We start from the raw sequence: 20,041 nt of genomic DNA on the forward strand, positions 1-20,041 counted from the left end.
TAATTCATGGAAAAAGTTTATCTCGTCGCTGCCCAGCGGACACCGATTGGTAAATTCAGTGGGGAATTGGCACCCCTCAGCGCGGTCCAGCTTGGTGCAGCGGTGATCAAGAATGTTGTTGCCAAGGCCGGGCTTGTTGCCGACCAAGTGGACCAAGTCTTAATGGGCAACGTTATCCAGGCGGGGAGTGGTCAAAATCCGGCTCGCCAAGCATCAATGGAGGCCGGACTTGGCAAGGAGACGCCGGCGATCACCATTAACGATGTTTGTGCTTCCGGGCTTTCCAGCGTTAACCTGGCGGCTAGCCTGATCCAGTCTGGTCAGGCCCGGGTAATCATTGCCGGGGGAATGGAAAGTATGACCAATGCTCCGTACATCCTCAAGCGCGCTCGCCATGGTTACCGTTTCGGCGATGACACCCTCGTTGACGCCATGCAGGAGGACGCCCTCAAGGATGTGTGGGGTGGTTATCCAATGGGAATCACGGCCGAAAACATCAATGAACGTTATCAAATCAGCCGTGAGCAGCAGGATGAATTCGCACTGGCTAGCCACCACAAGGCCGTTGCAGCCCAAGAACGGGGCGATTTTAAAGCGGAGATTACCCCGGTCGTGGTTGAGGATCGGCACGGCAGCCGGGTGGTGACCAGTGATGAAGCACCACGGCCGGATACGTCACTGGCGGCCCTGAGCAAGCTGCGCCCCGCTTTTAAGCAGGACGGGTCGGTAACGGCCGGCAACGCCTCAGGGATCAATGACGGTGCTGCGGCAGTGGCCCTGGCTTCGGCAAGCGCGGTCAAACAGTACCACCTGACCCCGCTGGTGGAATGGACGGCGGCCTCACTGGTGGGAATTGATCCTGCGGTGATGGGGCTTGGCCCTTACTACGCCATCAAGAAGCTTTTCAAGACGACCGGAATGACGGCCGAAGGCATCGACCTCTTTGAGATCAACGAGGCTTTTGCTACTCAGGCCCTGGTCTGTCAGGACTGGCTGGGACTGGACCCGCAGCGGGTTAACCCGCGGGGTGGGGCGATTGCTCTGGGTCACCCGGTCGGTTGCTCTGGCGCCCGGATCCTGGTGACCCTGGTACATGAATTGATTGACATGAAGAAAACGTGGGGCCTGGCTTCCCTCTGCGTTGGGGGTGGGATGGGAATTGCCACCACGATAAAGCGTGTTTAAAATTTTTTTAAGTCGGCTTGGCGCCCGCCACGGCGGCTTTTTTTCTAAAAATCATTGCAACCGTTTGCACAAATTTTGCGCAAACGGTTGCGCAATCAAATAAACTTTGGTATATTATTAGGTGTAAAGTTTATAAAGCGCTTACAAGTCGTTTTCATAAGAGAGCAATTATTGTTGTATTAAGGAGTTGTTTGTCAATGAGTCAAGAAAAGACTGCTGGTGCTGGACTGCCAACACTTCCGAAGTCAACAATCTGGATGATGAACTTCGGATTCCTTGGTGTTCAGACGGCTTTCACCTTGCAAAGTTCACAAATGAGTCGGATCTTCCAAACCATTGGTGCCGACCCGAACAATTTGGGATGGTTCTTCATCCTGCCACCACTGGCTGGTTTAATCGTTCAGCCAATCGTTGGTTACTACTCTGACCGGACTTGGATTCCAAAGCTCGGTCGGCGACTGCCTTACCTTCTGCTGGGGGCTGCCGTTGCTGTTATCGTGATGTGCCTGCTGCCAAACTCCGGGAGCTTCGGCTTTGGTTATGCTTCCTTAGCTGCCCTCTGGTTTGGTGCCATCACGGTTGCCCTGTTGGACCTGTCATCAAACGTTGCCATGCAGCCATTCAAGATGATGGTTGGGGACATGGTCAACGATGATCAGAAGAGTTATGCTTACGGGATTCAGAGTCTGCTGAACAACATCGGTTCTGTGCTGGCTGCCATCTTCCCATTCATCTTAACTTGGTTTGGCCTTCACAACACGGCTGCCAAGGGTGTCGTTCCACAATCTGTTCGTTGGGCCTTCTACCTCGGTGCCATCATCCTGGTTCTGACCACCATCCTGACGGTTACCCGGGTTCACGAATACGACCCAGCAACCTACGCTAAGTACCACGGTATTTCCGAAGAGGATAACACGACCGGTGGTAACTGGATCGACCTGCTGAAGCACGCACCAAAGGCCTTCTGGACTGTTGGTCTGGTTCAGCTCTTCTGCTGGTTCGCCTTCCAGTACCTGTGGACTTACTCCGCCGGTGCTATTGCCCAGAACGTTTGGCACACGACCAACGCTTCCTCCGCTGGTTACCAGGCTGCCGGTAACTGGTACGGTGTTTTAGCCGCCGTTCAGTCCATCGCCGCTGTTGTTTGGTCCTACGTTCTGGCCAAGGTTCCTAACAAGTACCACAAGGTCGGCTACGCTGGTAGTTTGTTCTTAGGTGCTTGCGGATTTATTTCAATCGCCTTCATTCACTCACAATATGCTTTGATCTTCTCTTACATCCTTGTCGGGATTGCTTGGGCTGGTATCAACACCTACCCACTGACGATCGTTACCAACGCCCTCTCCGGGAAGCACATGGGTACTTACCTGGGTCTGTTCAACGGGACGATTTGTCTGCCACAGATCATCGCTTCCCTGCTGAGTTTCGCCCTCTTCCCAATGATGGGTGGTTCCCAGGTCAACATGTTCTTTGTTGCAGCCATTGTGCTTGCCTGCGGTGCCTTAGCAGTTGGCGGAATCAAGGAAACCTTTGCTGAATAAGCTGAATTGTTAACACTTGAATATTAGATTTATAATAAGGGCGTAGTTGATACACCCTTATTTTACGAAAGGAATTGAGAATCCAATGAAACGGACATTTGATATCGCTCCATGGCACGTTGCTACGAAGACCTGGGATCCAGAAGACAAGCGCCTCCAAGAATCAATGACCAGTCTGGCCAACGAAAACCTGGGGATGCGGGGCTTCTTTGAAGAAGGTTACTCTGGTGATCACATGCAGGGCCTCTACCTCGGTGGTGTTTGGTTCCCTGACAAGACCCGTGTTGGTTGGTGGAAGAACGGTTACCCGAAGTACTTCGGGAAGATGATCAACGCTGTTAACTTCATGAAGTTGGTTATCAAGGTCAACGACGAACAGCTGGACCTGGCAAAGCAGACGCCAAAGGACTTCAACCTCGACCTTGATATGAAGCGCGGTGTCCTCACCCGTGAATTCACCGTTGAAATTGGTGGAACGACGATGTTCTTCCACTTCGAGCGGTTCGTTTCCGCTGTTCAAAAGGAACTGGTTGGCCAGCGCCTGCACATCGAAAACCGCGGCAACAGTGACGCCAAGGTTGAAATCGCCAGCATGATCGATGCCGACGTTTACAACGAAGATTCCAACTACGACGAACAGTTCTGGAACGTTCTGGCCAAGAGCGCCCAGGGCGACCACGCCGAACTGACTTCCATGACCAAGAAGAACGACTTCGGCACGCCACAATTCATCGTCGGCATGCAGACGACTTCCAAGACCGACCTGGACCACACCGGTGACGGCACCGACGAAAAGGATGCCTACAACACCTTTGCGGGTACGGTTGCTGCCGGTGCCAGTGCCGACTTTGAAAAGCGGAGTCTGACGGTTACTTCCCGGGACTTTGACACCGAAGAAGCAATCGAAAAGCACCTGGACGAATTAAGTGCCAAGCTCGACGGCGAAAGCTTCGACGACCTGCTCAGCGCCCACGTGGACGAATGGGCCGACCGTTGGAACAAGTCCGACGTTGAAATTGCCGGTGACGAAGGGGCCCAACAGGGGATTCGGTTCAACCTGTTCCAGCTCTTCTCCACTTACTACGGCAAGGACTACCGTCTGAACATTTCACCAAAGGGCTTCACTGGTGAAAAGTACGGTGGTGCTACTTACTGGGACACCGAAGCTTACTGTATCCCAGTTTACCTGGGGGTTGCCAACCCAGAAATTTCCCGGAACCTGCTGATGTACCGTTACAAGCAGCTTGATGGTGCCTTCGTCAACGCCAAGGAACAGGGCTTAAAGGGTGCCCTCTTCCCGATGGTGACCTTCAACGGGATCGAATGTCACAACGAATGGGAAATCACCTTTGAAGAAATCCACCGGAACGGTGACATTGCCTACGCCATCTACCTCTACACGAAGTACACCGGCGACAAGTCCTACGTTCTGCACGAAGGGGCCGAAGTACTGACCGAAATTTCCCGCTTCTGGGCCGACCGGGTTCACTACTCACAACGCAAGAACAAGTACATGCTGCACGGCGTTACTGGTCCTGATGAATACGACAACAACGTTAACAACGACTGGTACACCAACCTGCTGTGCCAGTGGACGCTGAAGTACACCCTGGAAATCCTGCAGGAAGTTGACAGTGACGTTGCCAAGAAGCTGAACGTTTCCGAAGACGAAAAGCGGCAATGGCAAGCAATCGTCGACAACATGTACCTGCCATACGACAAGGAACGGGACATCTTCCCAGAAAACGATGGCTTCATGGACAAGGATCTGAAGCCGGTTGCCGACATTCCAAGCGACCAATTGCCAATCAACCAGCACTGGTCATGGGATAAGATCCTGCGGTCACCATACGTTAAGCAGGGTGACGTTATCCAGGGCCTCTGGGACTTCATCGACGACTTTAGTCAGGAACAAAAGAAGCACAACTTCGACTTCTATGAACAATACACGGTTCACGAATCGAGTCTGTCCGCTTCCGTTTACTCCATCATCGCTGCCGACCTCGGCTACGAAGACAAGGCCGTTGAAATGTACGAACGTTCCGCACGGCTGGACTTGGACAACTACAACAACGATACCGTTGACGGTCTGCACATCACTTCCATGACTGGTTCATGGCTCGACATCGTGCAAGGGTTTGCCGGCATGCGGGTTCGTGACGGCCAGCTCCACTACGCACCATTCCTGCCAAAGAAGTGGGACTCCTACCAATTCCGTCAAATGTTCCGTGGCCGCATCCTGAAGGTCAAGGTTGACAAGTCTGGGACCCAGATTGAACTGGTTTCCGGTGACCCAATCACCATCGACCTGGACGGCAAGAAGCTCGAATTAAAGTAATTACGGAGGCAGAGTGAGAATGAAGTTTGAAGATCTGAAGGGTTTTGCTTTCGACCTTGACGGGGTCATCGCCGACACCGCGCGGTTCCACGGTCAGGCCTGGCACCAACTCGCCGACAAGGTGGGCACCGAATGGACACCTGAACTGGCCGATTCCTTGAAGGGGGTCAGCCGGATGGACTCCCTTGAGCTGATCTTGAAGGCCGGTGGTCACGAAAACGACTACAGCCAGGACGAAAAGGTCGCTCTGGCAACCGAGAAGAACGACAACTACATCAAGTTGGTCGAAACCCTGACGCCAGCAGACATCCTGCCGGGGATGAAGAACCTGCTGGATGAAATGAAGCAGGGTGGCTACCACATTGTGCTGGCCTCCGCTTCCAAGAACGCCCCGAAGGTTTTGAAGTACCTGCAAATCACCGACTACTTCGAAGCCATCGTGGACCCTGCCAAGCTGACGCACGGGAAGCCAGACCCAGAAATTTACAGTGAAGCTGCTAAGCTGATGAACCTGCCGGCCAACCAGGTCGCAGGGTTGGAAGACGCCCAGGCCGGGATCGAATCGATCAACCGCGCCGGCGAAACCTCAATCGGCTTTGGGGCGACGCTGACGGATGCCGATGTAAAGTTCGCTCACACTGGTGATGTTTCATTGGCAGCCATTAAGGAACAAATGGACAACTAATTAATCACAAATGACTCTCATACTACAACCTATCAATCTTTAGCCATTTGTTTCGGGAGGAAAATGATGAGAAGAAGGATTATACCTCTTATTGGCCTGGTGGCGGTAATGCTTGGCGTCAGCGGCCCGCTAAACTGGATTGACGCAGGTCAGCAAAAAGGGAGCGTCCAGGCCAGCAGCCGGGTTGTCCAACTGACGGACCAACAAATTGCTGTTTTGGCAGGCCTTTACATTTATCCGGACTGGGTTGATCAGACGGTTCAGGCCGGTCAGCTAGTCTACGGCAATGTTCAACCAGCTGATAACGTTCCCGCGGGAGTTCGTGGTTACGGCTACCTGGTAGCGGACGATGGCGGCAACGGTCCCCAGTTCTTTTTTAAGGTCCATGCTAATCGGGTAGTGACGGTTAAGTATGCCAATGCCGGGGCGGCACGACTGAAGACAAAGCAGCTCAGGCTTCGTCAACTGGTCAAAAAGAACTATCGCACCGCTCGCCAGCAAAAGCGAGTTAATCAGGATGTCAGCCGGTTGCGGACGGAATGATGGAGCTGCTTACTATTAAGCGGTATAATTAAGAGAGTAAAAAGGGGCGATTATAATGGTTGAATTAAAAAATATTAACTCACTTTATCACTTAAACAACGGGGTCACGATCCCCTGCGTCGGTTACGGGACTTTCCGCACCCCCGCTGACGTGGCCGAGCAGGCAGTGGCCGACGCCATCGAGGTTGGCTATCGGCTGATCGATACGGCGGCCGTTTACGGCAATGAAGAGGCGGTTGGCCGGGGGATTAAGGACTCCGGCATTAACCGGCACCGGCTCTTCGTCACCAGCAAGCTCTGGAATACCGAGCGGGGGTATGCGACCACGAAGAAGGCCTTGGACGAGACGCTGCGCAAGCTTCAGATGGACTACCTTGATCTCTACCTAATCCACTGGCCGGCCAACCAGAAACAGTTCGGCGACCGGGCTGCTGAAATCAATGCCGAAACTTGGCGGGCAATGGAAGACGCCTACCACGAGGGGAAGGTGCGGGCGATCGGGTTGAGTAACTTCATGCCCCACCACGTCATTGACCTGATGGAGACGGCCAAGGTTGCGCCGGCGGTTGACCAGATCGAGGTTCACCCCGGCTGGCCGCACGCCCAAGAGGTTAAGTATCTCCAAGCGCACAACATCCTGGTCGAAGCCTGGGGCCCGCTTGGTGGCCAGGGCGCCAAAGTGCTGACCAATCCGACGATGTTGAAACTGGCGGAGAAGTACGGTAAGACGCCGGCCCAGATCAGCCTGCGCTGGATCATCCAACAGGGGGTTCTTCCGCTGCCAAAGTCGGTTCACCCGGAGCGGATGGTGCAAAACACCCAGCTCTTTGACTTTGAGCTGAGCGATGAAGATATGCAGACAATCAGCCGCCTGCCAAACCTGGGCGGGCAGTGTGCCGATCCAGACGCGGTGGATTACTAAATTGGATAAAGAAAAGGGACGAGAAACGATGCGATTTCTTGTCTCTTTTTTACTAAGTGCATATATTTGTATAATTATGAAGCTGATGTTAGACTGGAAGCGTTATCAGGAGGTGTTGATTATGGGAGAGCCGAACACGGCATTTGTTGATTTTAAGGCGACCCTTGAGGACGTTCAGGCGGCCCGGCAAAAATTTCAAAAAGAATTTGGCACTGCTCAGCCTACTGCACAGAACACGAAGTTGGTAGCGTTGATGCGGGTGGCAATTGCGGTTCACGAGCGCAGCGACGAATATATTGCCTGGGAAATTAAGCAGGCAATTGACGCTGGAGTAACCCGCGACGAGGTGAAGGATGCTGTCGGTACTGCACTGGAGATGAGCGGCGGTCCGGCATTTGAATATGGGATGCACGCCCTGCATGCTTTTGATACGTTTACGAAGGGGGACTAATAATGGCCAAAAAAGATTATGCAAAGGAATTGATGGGCTACTTAGCCGACAACAATAAGTACAAAGAAGAAATTCCTGGTCCCGGCAAGGGCTTCGACGTGATGTACTGGGCGATCAACAACACCGGTGCCTGCTCTTCCAAGGAAAAGGAATTGATGGCATTGGCAATCGCCATCACGATGCGGTGCGAAGGCTGCATGGTTCAGCACACGGCCGGTTGCCTGATGGCCGGTGCCTCCCGTGAGGAAATTAAGGATGCTATCAGCGTGGCCACTGAAATGAGCGGCGGTCCGTCCTTTGTCTTCGGTGCCCAGGTTCTGGACATCGTAGATCAGTTGCTGGCCAACGATCAGTTCCAACAAATGATGAAGCAAAAGCAGGGCTAAGACAGCTCGGCTCCAAAAAGCAGCGGCGGTTGAGAAAATTCTCACCGCTTTTTTTTGTGGTTAACGGCTGAAATTACCGGTTCGCTCAGTATAATGGTTAATGAAGCTTAAGCGAAGGAAGAGCAGATTTATGAAGAGTATCTACAATGAGATTCGGGCTGGCAGCCGGGAATTTCTCAAAAATTGGTGGCAATACCTGACCCTCTTCGTCAGTGTTGACCTGGTAATTCAGCTGGTGGTGATCCCCGTCTTTCGATTCATCACCACCTTTGTCCTTCAGGAAGGGGAGATTCCCTTTGTCTCCTACCAGAACGTGGTGACGATTGTCCGCGAGCATCCGCTGGTGGTAGTCTGCCTGTTCCTGGAGTTGCTGGTCCTGCTGCTGGTGATTTACTGGCAATTTGCGATCGTCCTCCTGGGGGTCCGTGACATTCGCCAGGGAAAAGTCGGCGTGCGCCAGCTGTTGCTGGAAAGCGGTCGGTCCCTGCGTCAGCTCCACTTTGCCTCGTTGGCGATTCTACTCGGCTACTTTGTCCTGGTGATCCCCTTTGCCGACCTGGTCTTTCGGACGCCGTTGCTGTCCAAGGTCCAGATCCCGGCCTTTATCCTCGACTACATGACGCGCAGCAGTCTCTTGCTGACGATCCTGATCGTTTTCTACATCGTGATGCTTGTTCTGGGTGTTCGGTTTCTCCTAGCCCTGCCGTTGATGGTGTACCGGGAACAGCGCCCTAGATTGGCCCTGCCGAATAGCTGGCGCCTGACCCGTGGCGGCCGGTGGTGGCCGTTATTACTGCGCCTGATCATCGTTGGCCTGTTGTCCGGTGCCGTGATGGTGGTCAGCTACGGCGTGATGGTCGGCCTCCAGCTGCTCCTGGACATGCTTCCTGGCAAATTAGCCCTGGCAAGTGCGATCCTCAACCTTTCGCTGGTCCAATTGCTCAGCGAGTTCTTCTCGGTTTGGACCGGGGTCCTGGCAATCGGCATCCTTACCCGTCCGGTGGCAACCTTTACCAGCCGGCCGGGTCCGCGGTATGTTTCACGTGGAACCAAACGGGCGTTAGTGATTGCCGTCAGCCTGGTTAGCCTGGTGACCCTGTTCAACAACGGCCTCTACCTGACGGAGGAGCTGCGTCGGCCGGTCACCATCTCACACCGCGGGGTGGCCGAGGAAAACGGGGTCCAGAACACGATTCCGGCGCTTAAAAAAACGCACCGCCTCCACCCGGATTACGTTGAGCTGGATGTCCACGAGACCAAGGACCACCAATTTATCGTGATGCACGACGAAAACCTCAAGGAGCTGGCGGGGGTTAACAAGGCACCCTATCAACTGAACCTCAAGCAGCTGACCCGGTTGACGGCCCACGAAAATGGCTACCGGGCCAAAATTGCCAGTTTCGATGACTACTTGCGGGCCGCGGACCGGCTCCACCAGAAGCTCTTGATTGAGGTCAAGACCACCCCACACGATTCCGCGGGGATGCTGAAAAATTTCGATCGGCGCTACGGGGCAACTATCCTCCGGCGCCACGATCAGGTCCAGTCCCTGGATTACAGCGTGGTGAAGGGATTAAAGAAACTGGACCCGCAATTGACCGTGCTCTACATCCAGCCCTACAACTTTACCTACCCAAACACCGCGGCGGATGGCTACTCGATGGAGTATTCGACCCTGACCCATGACTTCATCAACCTGGCCCATCTCCAGCACAAGCAGGTAGCGGCCTGGACCGTCAACGACACGGACGTGATGCAGCAGATGATGTACAACCACGTCGACGGCATCATCACCGACAACCTAGCGGACCTCAATGATGCGATCAAGACCTACGAAAGCCGTCAGTCCTATGCTCAGCGGATTCTGAACTACATCATGGTGATCCCGTCTAATCAAGAATTTGAACCGTAACTTTAATGCCTTCATGCAATAAAAAACACCCGCTGCAGCAGAAACGTTGTAGCGGGTGTTCAGCTTTGAAACTAAATTTTAGTAGTCCCCATTCAAAATGGAGTTTTTAACAATCACATAGTCAACTTTGCGAATCGACTCGAGATCACGACCACCGGCGTAAGAGATCGATGACTGAAGATCTTCCTGCATTTCCCGCAGCGTGTCCTTGATGGAACCGCGGAACGGAACCAGCATCTGCTTTCCCTCGACGTTGCGGTAGGCGCCTTTTTGGACTTCGGAGGCCGAGCCCCAGTACTGCTTGTAGCGCTTGCCGTCGATCGTGATGATGTGGCCTGGTGACTCGAGGTGGCCGGCCAGCATGGAGCCGATCATGACCATTGAGGCCCCGAAGCGCACCGACTTGGCGATGTCGCCATTGTGACGGATCCCCCCGTCGGCAATGATTGGCTTCCGGGCCGCCTTGGCGCAGAGGCGGATGGCGGCCAGCTGCCAGCCCCCGGTCCCGAAGCCGGTCTTCAGCTTAGTGATGCAGGCCTTGCCGGGGCCCACGCCGACCTTGGTGGCATCGGCACCGGCGTTTTCCAGGTCCCGAACCGCTTCCGGTGTGGCGACGTTGCCGGCCGTGACGAAGCTGTTGGAGAGGCTCTTTTTAATGTAGCGAATCATCTTGATGACAAAATCCGAATGACCATGGGCAACATCAATTGTGATGTACTCTGGTTCCAAATGTTCGGCTTTTAGCTGGTCGATAAAGTCGTATTCGGCGTCCTTGATCCCCACGGAAATGGAGGCAAAGAGCTTCCGGTCGTGCATCCGCTTCACGAAGCCGGCCCGATCCGCGGGCTGGAAACGATGCATGACGTAGTAGTAGCCATTCTGGGCTAGCCAGACGGCCAGGTCCTCATTGATCACACTTTCCATGTTAGCCGGGACGACCGGGATTTTGAAGGTCCGGGGACCAAACTTAACGCTGGTGTCGGCATCATGCCGGCTCTTAATGATGCACTTATTCGGGATAAGCTGAATATCATCATAATCGAACGTTTGCACAAGAATTGCTCCTTTTTATTATAAAATTACCAAATGTTATTATGCGCTTTCTGCCCGTCACCGTCAATAAAAAGGTCGTACTATTTGAAAAACTGGCCAAAAAATCGTTCGGAAAGCTATTGACGACGGGGGCCTTTTTCGGTAGGATAGGGAAGTAAAAACGTCTTTTACGAAAATAAACGATGAGGTGAAAAGAAATGTCATCAGTTGTAATTGTTGGTAGTCAATGGGGCGACGAAGGAAAGGGGAAAATGACCGATTACCTGAGTCAGGACGCGGACGTCGTTGTTCGTTCTCAAGGTGGGAACAACGCCGGCCACACGATTGCTTTTGATGGTAAGAAGTTTGCCCTACGCCTGGTTCCATCTGGAATTTTCGGCAAGGACAAGCTGGCCGTAATCGGCAACGGCGTTGTGATCAACCCACCGGCACTGCTGAAGGAGTTGCACTATCTTCAGGACAATGGGATTGATATTTCCGGTCTGCGGATTTCCAGCCGTTCCCACATTACCTTCCCTTACCACATCTTGCTCGATAAGTGCCAAGAAGAAGCGAAGGGTGACCACAAGGTTGGGACGACCAAGAATGGAATCGGTCCAACTTACATGGACAAGGTTTCCCGGGTCGGCATTCGGATGTGCGACCTCTTGGAAAAGGATACCTTTAAGATCAAGCTGGAACGGAATTTGGCGGAGAAGAACGAACTCTTCACCAAGCTCTACCACGTTGATCCAATTAATTTCGATGACATTTTCGAAAGTTACTACGAATACGGGCAAGAACTGAAGAAGTACGTGACTGACACTTCCCGGATCGTTAATGACGCCTTAGACCAAGGCAAGAAGGTCCTCTTTGAAGGAGCTCAGGGTGTCATGTTGGATATTGATCACGGGACCTACCCATACGTCACTGCTTCTAACCCAATCGCCGGGGGTGTCTGCACCGGGGTTGGTGTTGGTCCGAACAAGATCAACACGGTTGTCGGCATCTGCAAGGCCTACTCTACCCGTGTTGGTGCCGGCCCATTCCCAACCGAGCTGACCGACGAGATTGGTGACCTGATTCGGGAAACCGGCCACGAATACGGGACGGTTACCGGACGGCCACGGCGGGTTGGCTGGTTCGACAGCGTTGCGATGCGGCATGCGCGTCGGGTTTCCGGCCTTTCCTGCCTCAGCTTGAACCTGCTGGACGTGCTGACCGGTTTGAAGACCGTCAAGATCTGCACCTCCTACAAGCTCGACGGTAAGCAGATTGATTACTACCCAGCCAGCCTGAAGGAACTGGACCGCTGTGAACCAGTTTACGAAGAACTGCCGGGCTGGGACGAAGACATCACCAGTGTGAAGAAGTTTGAAGACCTGCCAATCAACGCGCAAAACTACTTGAAGCGGGTCAGCGAACTGTCCGACACGCCACTGGCAACTGTTTCCGTTGGTGCTGACCGAATCCAGACGATTATCATCAAGAACCCGTGGGAACTGTAAAATAGTTGAATAAAGAAAAGCGGATCACGTTAGGTGGTCCGCTTTTTTGTCCCCGGGTGGTACAATTAAAGAAAAGATATTTGGAGTGGAACATAATGGCAGCATTGACGATCACGACGGTCCGCCAGTACCTCGACTGGCCACTGGGGCAGACTATTAACCAGGAAGATTTAAAGCAGCAGCTCGGCGTACACGCCACTGCCAGCGACGGGACGGACCTGACCAGTCAGGTCGTGTTTAACCTAACCCAAGTCAACATTGACCAAGAGGGGGAGTACCCGGTCCTGGTCAGTGTGCTGGATGCGACCGGGCAGACCGCCCAGGAGAGTGTGACCCTCAATGTTCGGCCAATGCGCAATCAATCGAGCCAGTCGACTAATCCTGCTCCGATGGCCCCAACGCAACGCAAGCACCGTAGCTGGCTGTGGGGGTTGTTAGCGGTTGTCGTAGTTCTTTGCGTCGCTTGGGCACTGGTCAGTCACCACAATCAGCAGGCCGAGCAGGCGGCCAACAACAGCCAGCAGAGCAGCCAGATCGATAAGAATTCTAGCAGCATCGACAAGCTCAGCGGTGACAACCAAAAGCTGGCTAACCAGGTGGCGGAGCTGAAGGGTGCAGCCAAGCAGTACCAAAAGGATCAGGATCAAGCCGCCCTCAACCAGCGACTAAACCAGATCGAGAATAAAAACCAGCAGCTGGCCAACCAGACTAGCAGTTCAACCACTCAAAATCAGCTCAATCAGGTCAACAACACGATTGAACAGGTGCGTCAAGACCCGGACAACGGGATTCAAATTGTCAATGAATTGAAGCACCAGGATGGTTTCAAGGAGATCTGGGCCAACATTACCAGCATGGTCCAGAATTGGATGGATAAGTTTGCGGAATAACGGAATTGACAGGGGTACTGCGGCACCTTAAAATAGTTATAATTACCTTTAAGATGGTCCTGCGAGGTCATGAAGGCACGGCAGAAAGTTGCGCTCTTCTTTTGGTATTCGACCGGAGAAGGGCTTTTTGATTAAAACAAAGAAGGAGTTGGCAAAGATGGCACACGAAGTTGTTGATGGATCAAGCATGCAGCGGGCACTGACCCGGATTACCTACGAAATTATCGAGCAGAACAAAGGGGTTGAAAACCTGGTCTTTGTTGGGATTAAGACCCGCGGTGTCTACCTAGCCAAACGTTTAGCCAAACGGCTTAACCAGCTTGAAAACGTTGATGTTCCGGTAGCGGCGCTGGATGTTTCTCTTTACCGGGATGATCGCCACGTTCCTGAACATCACCGGGAACCAACTGTCAAGACCGATCAACTCGACGTGGACATCACCGATAAGCACGTTATCTTGGTCGACGACGTCCTCTTCACCGGTCGGACGGTGCGGGCCGCTCTGGACGCTTTGATGGACATGGGCCGCCCGAAGCGAATCTCTTTGGCCGTCCTGGTTGACCGGGGCCATCGGGAATTGCCAATTCGTCCAGACTTTGTGGGTAAGAACATCCCAACGGCCATGAACGAGACGGTCCACGTCGCGGTTGAGGAATACGATGGCCACGAAGACGTAACGATTGAACATGCTTAGATAAAGTGAGTGGGAAATAATCATCAAGTGGGGCGAGAGGCTACTAGAACGGGAGTCGGCGCTGAAGGCGTCGGCTTTCGTCCGTAGTCAAATAGACTTGCTTCGCTGCGCTAGACACTAGCCCCACGGTTACGACGCGTAGCTAGCCTTTGGTTTTCCACGTTATAAAAAAAGTGATCGAGATTTTCTCGATCACTTTTTTCATTTTTCGCGCCAATAACGAGTCCGCGTCAGTAATTCGCGAGAACGTTGATCGGCCGGGCGGTACCCTTTGTTAAAGAGGTGTTTGAAGTACATCATATTGTAGAAAAAGCCAAAGAAAATCGATGGCCACGGGAACTGGATCATCCAGGTCCAGCCAAAGAAAAGGGCCACGAGGGCGTAGTCCATGTCGAGGACGATCATCAAGATGAAGTTGTAGTAGTCCCCGCGGAAGAGTGCCGGGAGGGGACCAAACCAGAGAGTCGTCCAGGAAAAGCCGACTTTGGCGATTCGGATCTCCCCCTGGTCATTGACGATTTTCGCGTAGTTTGGTGGGAGGGGGAGATTATTTAAGTTAAACGGGTTTTGGTCATTATCATTATTGTTGCCAAATGGGTTTTGCATATCTCTGCCACTTCTTTCTATTAGACCTTAATCATAACACAAACGGGCGTTTTCTCCTACAATATCGGGTGTCGTCAGTATTAGTAAAGTATGGTAAACTCAACTTGTGAAACAAGAAAAGGGGATCGACAAATGCTATTCTTTCTAAACGACGGCATTCAAGAAAACAAGTCCGGGATTGAACATGCGCAAATTAAGCGCTTAAATTTGTTTAAGCAATTCGGACAGCCGGCTAAAATTGTCACACGGCAATACTCGAACGAGCTTCATTTGGTAACGCAGCACGCGCACATTGCCGATGAAGACTTTGTTAATTTGTTTGACTACTTCCAAAATGCACGAATTGTTCCGCAAAAAGACATTACCATCAAGGACGTGCAAGTCGATAAGGACTGGCAACGAAAGGCGGACGGGAATAATTATATTTACTTCCGCAATGGCCACCAGCTTTTGTATGTTCGGCGGCGCAATGATGCTCAAAAGCATATCATTAACCTCCAATATTTTGATCACTTTGGCAAGTTGCTGAAGGTGAAATGGTACGACGTGCGGGGCTTTATTTCTGTCGAACAAGTTTACGACTGGCAGGGAAAGATTACAACTGAAAACTACTTCCAGCCGGATGGCAAGCTAGCACTGCAGTTGTCCCACATGAAGGACAAACATGATCGGGAAATTAAGTCCTACCACCTGTTTGACTATCGGGGCAGTGATTACCAGTTTACCGGCCTGGATGAACTGACAGCCTTCTTCTTGGATCAGCTGGTTACCGATCGCTCGATTTGTGGCGATGGTGCCGTTGGCCTGATTGTTGACCGGGTTTACGAGAATGGCTGGTCGGTTCTCCACATGAAGAAGCGGGTTGCGCGGTTCATGCAATTGCACAACGACCACGTCAATAATAACGATGATATCTTGCACTCAACCTTAAATTACAACTACAACTGGGGACTCCACCACTTTAAAGACTGGGACGGCGTAATCACCCTGACCCCGCAACAGCAGGATGACGTCAAGGCGCGTTTTGGCAAGGAAGGCGTTAAGATTTACCGCATTCCAGGGCCGATTGTCCCTGCAGCAGTGCTGGACAAGCCGCACGTTCCATTTGCTAACCGGGTGAAGAACCAGGTTGTGATGGTGGCCCGTCTGTCACCAGAAAAGCAGCAGGACCAATTACTTAAGGCTTGGCCGATGGTGTTAAAGAAGGTTCCAGATGCTAAGCTGAATTTCTGGGGTTATGCTAACGATAATTTTGATAAGACCTTGGATAAGATTGTTGCTGAGGAGCAGATCGGCGATTCAGTTACCTTCCACGGTTACACAAGCGACGTCAATGCCGTTTACGAAAGTGCCCAGCTGCTGATCTTGCCGAGCCGGGTTGAAGGGCTGCCACTGACCCTGGTGGAAGCCCAGTCCCATGGTTTACCGATCGTTGCCAATGATATTAAATATGGACCGGCAGACGTTATTATTAACGGCCGTGATGGCCTGCTGACCAAGAATGGCGACATTGCCGGCCTGGCACAGGCAATCAGCAAGTTATTGACCAACCAGCAGGAATTGGCGCGGATGAGCGAAAACGCCTATGAGGATAGCCGACGTTATTCGGAGCCAAACGTAATGAAACTTTGGCAAGAGCTGATCGATGACATGAACTAAAAGGAGGCCAATAAATAGTGTTTTTCTTTGTCAATCAATACCTATTGAGTAGCAATTCCAGTGTTGAGCATGCGGAAATCAAGCGCCTCAAGCTGTTCAAGGCTAACCATACCGCGGCAAAGCTGGTAACACGGGACTTTGACCCGATCATTCATGCCACGGTGAAGCGTTTTGGCTTGGACGACGACCAGCTCCTGAATATGTTCGACTTCTTTGCTGGGACGACTGATTACCAAGGACAGCCATTCCACACGCAGGATCTCAATCTGCCAATTGATTACCAGGTAGGGACGGGAAATAATTTCCGTGACGTTAAGGATGGCCAACGGCTAGTAGCGCAGGTTTACTTCGTCGGTGGGACGGTCGGCCAGGTGGACCGGGTCGACTGGTATGATCCGGCTGGCAACATGACCCTGCGTGAGCGCTATGATCTGCGGGGCTACAAGGCGGTTGATCAATTCTTTGGACAAAAGGGCGAGAACGACTACGAACGGTACTACCGGCCGGATGGTACTTGCTACCTGGAACGGTACTATGTTCAATCCACCCAGAATACTCCGATTAATTCCCTGAATGTTCTGCGCGACTACGAGGGACGCGATCGTTACTTTGATAACTTTGACGACCTCTTTGTCTTTTTCCTGAACGAACTCAACCGGGTCACTGACGGCACCAACACCTTCATTGCCGACCGGCCAGCAGTCGCCATCCAGCCGGTTCAACAGCTGACGGGTGATGTGAAGAAATATCTGTGGCTGCCAATGAACCACGTGGACGACGGACAAAACCTACTGAACGGGCCGTTGAACGGAATGCTCCAGGCACCACTGACCACTGATCTGAAGAAGTGGAACGGGATCATCGTGATGACTGAACAACAAGCTCGGAACCTGCGGAAGCGGCTTGGCAGAAAGGTCCCAATCCTGGCGATCAACGGGACCCCGGCCAAACAGCCGTTAAAGCGAATCAATATGAACCAGCGGACACCGGGCCAGCTGATTTACGTCGGCCGGCTGGGTGAGGATAAGCAAATCAGCCAACTGATCAGCATCTTTACCAGTGTTCACCAGCAGGTTCCAACGGCGCGGCTGACATTGTATGGCTATGGCGCTCCTGCCGACGTTAAGCGTTACAAGGAGCAGGTGAGTCAGGCGGGCCTGGATGATGCGGTGACCTTCGCTGGTTACCAGGTTAACCTCCAGCAGGCCTATGACCAGGCCCAGCTCTTTGTTGACACCAGCCGGATTGATGCGCAGCCGCTGGCAATGGGGGAGGCCCTGAGCAACGGGGTTCCGGTAGTTAGCTACGACTACCTTTATGGTCCAGCCAGCATGATCGAATCCGGGGTCAACGGGGAATTAATCCCACTGAACGACCAGCAAAAATTCGCGGCGACCCTAGTTTCCCTACTGAAAGATCCAAAGCAGCTGCAGAGCCTGAGCAACGGGGCCTATGCACACCTGGACACCATCAGTGGTGAGACAACCTGGCGGCAATGGGCGCCGATCGTGGAAAGCAAATAATGAATTCAAAATGGGGCACCGGGATGGGTGCCCCATTTTTGAAAGGATGCGAAAATTATGAAGAATACACATTGGTGGAAGAACGCGGTTGTCTACCAAATTTATCCGAAGTCGTTTCAGGACAGCAATGGCGATGGGATCGGTGATCTTCGGGGAATTATCAGTCGACTCGACTACCTGCAAAAGCTCGGCGTCGACATTATCTGGCTGAACCCAATCTATGAATCACCCCAGGTTGATAACGGCTACGACATCAGCAACTACCAGGCGATCAATCCGACCCTGGGAACAATGGCTGACTTCACCGCGCTGTTGGATGGCCTGCACCAGCGGGGGATGAAGCTGGTGATGGATCTGGTCGTCAATCATACTTCCGACCAGCATCCCTGGTTTTTGGAGTCGCGCAAGAGCAAGGACAACCCTTACCGGGACTTTTATATTTGGCGAGACGGCCGAGCTGGCCAGGCGCCGAATAACTGGGGTTCCTACTTCTCTGGCCCGGCTTGGAAGTATGATTCAAAAACCGGTCAGTACTACCTGCACCTCTTTGCACCCGAACAGCCGGATTTGAACTGGGAAAATCCACAGGTTCGCCAGCGCGTTTTTGACATGATGAACTGGTGGGCCGACAAAGGCGTCGACGGTTTTCGGATGGACGTCATCAACCTGATTTCAAAGCCAGCGGGCTTGCCGGACGGGCCGCAGCGTGCTGATGAGAAGTATGCTAACGTAGAAGAACTTGTTCCCAACGGTCCCCGGGTCCACGAATATCTGCGGGAGATGAATCGTCAGGTCATGAGTAAACACAAAATGATCACGGTGGGCGAAACACCGAACGTAACGCCCGCCGATGCGAAGAAGTACGCCGACCTGCACAACCAGGAACTCAACATGGTCTTCCAGTTTGAACACATGAACCTCGACGCCAATCCGAACCCGGCTCTCACCAAGTGGAACGACCAGAAAACTAGCCTAGCTGACCTGCGGGACAACCTGACCAAGTGGCAGGTCGAGTTAGCCGGCCAGGCCTGGAACGCCCTCTACTGGAATAATCACGACCAGCCCCGGGTGGTTTCCCGCTTTGGGGATGACTCCACTGAGGATTACCGGGTCAAGTCGGCCAAGATGCTGGCAACGATGACCCACTTTATGCAGGGGACCCCCTACATTTACGAGGGGGAGGAGATTGGCATGACCAATGCCGGCTTCACCAAGCTCGGTGACTATGTTGACCTGGAATCACGCAATGCTTATCATCAGCTGGTCGAGGAGCAGCACCTGCTTGACGGGTTGACGATGTTAAAATATCTGGCGATGCACTCACGGGATAATGCCCGGACACCGATGCAGTGGAACGACCAGCGCTACGCCGGTTTTTCCACCCACCAGCCCTGGGAGAAATTGGCTGGTAACTATCGGCAGATCAACGTGGCCCAGGCCCTGGCTGATTCGAACTCGGTCTTTTACTACTACCAAAAGCTGATCAAGCTCCGCCACACCCTACCGGTGATCACAGACGGCCGCTATGCGCTCGCAACGGGCAATGATTCTGACGAGCAGATTTTCGCCTACACCCGGCAGGACAAGGAGACCAGCCTGCTGGTCATCCTGAACTACACGGCCCAAACTGTCAGCCGTCATTACGCCGTGCCGGACACGGCCAAACTGCTGATCAGCAACTATGCTGATGATCAGGGGGACACAATCCGGCCGTATGAGGCGAAAGTTTACCAATATTAAGGTGTAAAAAACGTTCTGACGCCACGAAGGCAATCAGAACGTTTTTTGTACTTTATTCCCAATAATCCTCAAATTTGCTCGAGGCGCCGGTGATCGCGTCCACATCCTGGGGACTTGCTGAGTCCTGACCCTCATAGTGGAAATGAAAGACGATTTCTTGGGCAGCCTGGTCCAGGTCGACCGTGGTCGTCAGGCCGGAGAAGAACCAGCCATCAGTGAAGTTGATATGGTAATTAACGCCATTTTTTTCTACCGTCAGCGCCGAATTTGTCAGGTCATCCTCCCGGGCAAATCCCTGATGCGAACTGTGCCGGACGTGGTGGGGCTGGGTGGTTTTACCGAAGAATCTGACTCCGGCACCTGCTTGGAGATTAAGGTGCCGCCGGAACCACTGGTCGGCGGCAGCGGTGATGATTAGCTGCACAG

At 52.9% G+C, this 20,041-nt stretch carries 18 protein-coding genes; 15 read left to right on the top strand and 3 right to left on the bottom strand.

Features of this window, described 5'->3' with window-relative positions; genetic code table 11:
- Positions 1 to 6 precede the first annotated feature (6 nt).
- The 9 genes from OCT58_RS02095 to OCT58_RS02135 all read left to right on the top strand — a co-directional run bounded on the left by OCT58_RS02095 (position 7) and on the right by OCT58_RS02135 (position 9,963).
- The gene (locus OCT58_RS02095; protein ID WP_267201182.1) at positions 7 to 1,185 is read left to right on the top strand and encodes a thiolase family protein; all 1,179 of its coding nucleotides are present in this window, start codon (positions 7 to 9) and stop codon (positions 1,183 to 1,185) included.
- A 197-nt stretch (positions 1,186 to 1,382) separates the two neighbouring features.
- A complete protein-coding gene (locus tag OCT58_RS02100; RefSeq protein WP_267201183.1) occupies positions 1,383 to 2,726 on the top strand; it encodes an SLC45 family MFS transporter in 1,344 nt (447 codons plus the stop codon).
- 85 nt (positions 2,727 to 2,811) lie between these two features.
- Positions 2,812 to 5,064, top strand: a complete 2,253-nt coding sequence (locus OCT58_RS02105; RefSeq protein WP_267201184.1) for a glycoside hydrolase family 65 protein — start codon at positions 2,812 to 2,814, stop codon at positions 5,062 to 5,064.
- Positions 5,065 to 5,083: 19 nt separating this feature from the next.
- Complete coding sequence (gene pgmB, locus OCT58_RS02110; RefSeq protein ID WP_267201185.1) at positions 5,084 to 5,749, top strand: beta-phosphoglucomutase; 666 nt, start codon at positions 5,084 to 5,086, stop codon at positions 5,747 to 5,749.
- Between the two features lie 66 nt (positions 5,750 to 5,815).
- Positions 5,816 to 6,292 (top strand): Lreu_0056 family protein, encoded by a 477-nt coding sequence (locus tag OCT58_RS02115; RefSeq protein ID WP_267201186.1) that lies wholly within the window; start codon positions 5,816 to 5,818, stop codon positions 6,290 to 6,292.
- Between the two features lie 55 nt (positions 6,293 to 6,347).
- A complete protein-coding gene (locus OCT58_RS02120) occupies positions 6,348 to 7,214 on the top strand; it encodes an aldo/keto reductase (RefSeq protein ID WP_267201187.1) in 867 nt (288 codons plus the stop codon).
- A 121-nt stretch (positions 7,215 to 7,335) separates the two neighbouring features.
- Entirely contained in the window at positions 7,336 to 7,665 is a 330-nt protein-coding gene (locus OCT58_RS02125; RefSeq protein ID WP_267201188.1) for a carboxymuconolactone decarboxylase family protein, read from the top strand.
- A gap of 2 nt (positions 7,666 to 7,667) precedes the next feature.
- A complete protein-coding gene (locus OCT58_RS02130) occupies positions 7,668 to 8,051 on the top strand; it encodes a carboxymuconolactone decarboxylase family protein (protein WP_267201189.1) in 384 nt (127 codons plus the stop codon).
- Between the two features lie 130 nt (positions 8,052 to 8,181).
- On the top strand, positions 8,182 to 9,963 hold the full coding sequence (locus tag OCT58_RS02135; RefSeq protein WP_267201190.1) for a glycerophosphoryl diester phosphodiesterase membrane domain-containing protein: 1,782 nt from the start codon (positions 8,182 to 8,184) through the stop codon (positions 9,961 to 9,963).
- Positions 9,964 to 10,041: 78 nt separating this feature from the next.
- Here the strand turns inward: OCT58_RS02135 and OCT58_RS02140 are convergent, their stop codons facing one another.
- Positions 10,042 to 11,016, bottom strand: coding sequence for a GMP reductase (locus OCT58_RS02140; RefSeq protein WP_267201191.1), 975 nt, complete (start codon positions 11,014 to 11,016; stop codon positions 10,042 to 10,044).
- Positions 11,017 to 11,213: 197 nt separating this feature from the next.
- On the opposite strand from OCT58_RS02140, the gene OCT58_RS02145 reads away from it, so the two are divergent.
- The 3 genes from OCT58_RS02145 (at position 11,214) to pyrR (ending at position 14,087) form a co-directional block, all read left to right on the top strand.
- Positions 11,214 to 12,503 (top strand): adenylosuccinate synthase, encoded by a 1,290-nt coding sequence (locus OCT58_RS02145; RefSeq protein ID WP_267201192.1) that lies wholly within the window; start codon positions 11,214 to 11,216, stop codon positions 12,501 to 12,503.
- A gap of 95 nt (positions 12,504 to 12,598) precedes the next feature.
- Entirely contained in the window at positions 12,599 to 13,393 is a 795-nt protein-coding gene (locus OCT58_RS02150; protein ID WP_267201193.1) for a hypothetical protein, read from the top strand.
- 157 nt (positions 13,394 to 13,550) lie between these two features.
- Positions 13,551 to 14,087, top strand: a complete 537-nt coding sequence (gene pyrR / locus OCT58_RS02155; protein WP_267201194.1) for a bifunctional pyr operon transcriptional regulator/uracil phosphoribosyltransferase PyrR — start codon at positions 13,551 to 13,553, stop codon at positions 14,085 to 14,087.
- A 201-nt stretch (positions 14,088 to 14,288) separates the two neighbouring features.
- On the opposite strand, the gene OCT58_RS02160 is transcribed toward pyrR, so the two are convergent.
- A complete protein-coding gene (locus OCT58_RS02160; RefSeq protein ID WP_267201195.1) occupies positions 14,289 to 14,693 on the bottom strand; it encodes a hypothetical protein in 405 nt (134 codons plus the stop codon).
- A 132-nt stretch (positions 14,694 to 14,825) separates the two neighbouring features.
- Between OCT58_RS02160 and asp1 the strand changes: the two genes are divergently transcribed.
- Genes asp1 through OCT58_RS02175 form a run of 3 tightly spaced genes read left to right on the top strand, consistent with a single transcriptional unit; the run spans position 14,826 to position 19,615 of the window.
- On the top strand, positions 14,826 to 16,352 hold the full coding sequence (gene asp1, locus OCT58_RS02165) for an accessory Sec system glycosyltransferase Asp1 (protein WP_267201196.1): 1,527 nt from the start codon (positions 14,826 to 14,828) through the stop codon (positions 16,350 to 16,352).
- 17 nt (positions 16,353 to 16,369) lie between these two features.
- Positions 16,370 to 17,875: a glycosyltransferase gene (locus OCT58_RS02170; RefSeq protein WP_267201197.1), complete on the top strand. Its 1,506-nt coding sequence runs from the start codon at positions 16,370 to 16,372 to the stop codon at positions 17,873 to 17,875.
- Positions 17,876 to 17,932: 57 nt separating this feature from the next.
- A complete protein-coding gene (locus OCT58_RS02175) occupies positions 17,933 to 19,615 on the top strand; it encodes an alpha-glucosidase (RefSeq protein WP_267201198.1) in 1,683 nt (560 codons plus the stop codon).
- A 52-nt stretch (positions 19,616 to 19,667) separates the two neighbouring features.
- Here OCT58_RS02175 and OCT58_RS02180 read toward each other — a convergent pair whose 3' ends face one another.
- Positions 19,668 to 20,039, bottom strand: a complete 372-nt coding sequence (locus tag OCT58_RS02180) for a HesB/YadR/YfhF family protein (protein ID WP_267201199.1) — start codon at positions 20,037 to 20,039, stop codon at positions 19,668 to 19,670.
- Between the last annotated feature and the right edge of the window lie 2 nt (positions 20,040 to 20,041).

This window comes from Limosilactobacillus kribbianus, from assembly GCF_026413145.1.
Lineage (GTDB): Bacteria > Bacillota > Bacilli > Lactobacillales > Lactobacillaceae > Limosilactobacillus > Limosilactobacillus kribbianus.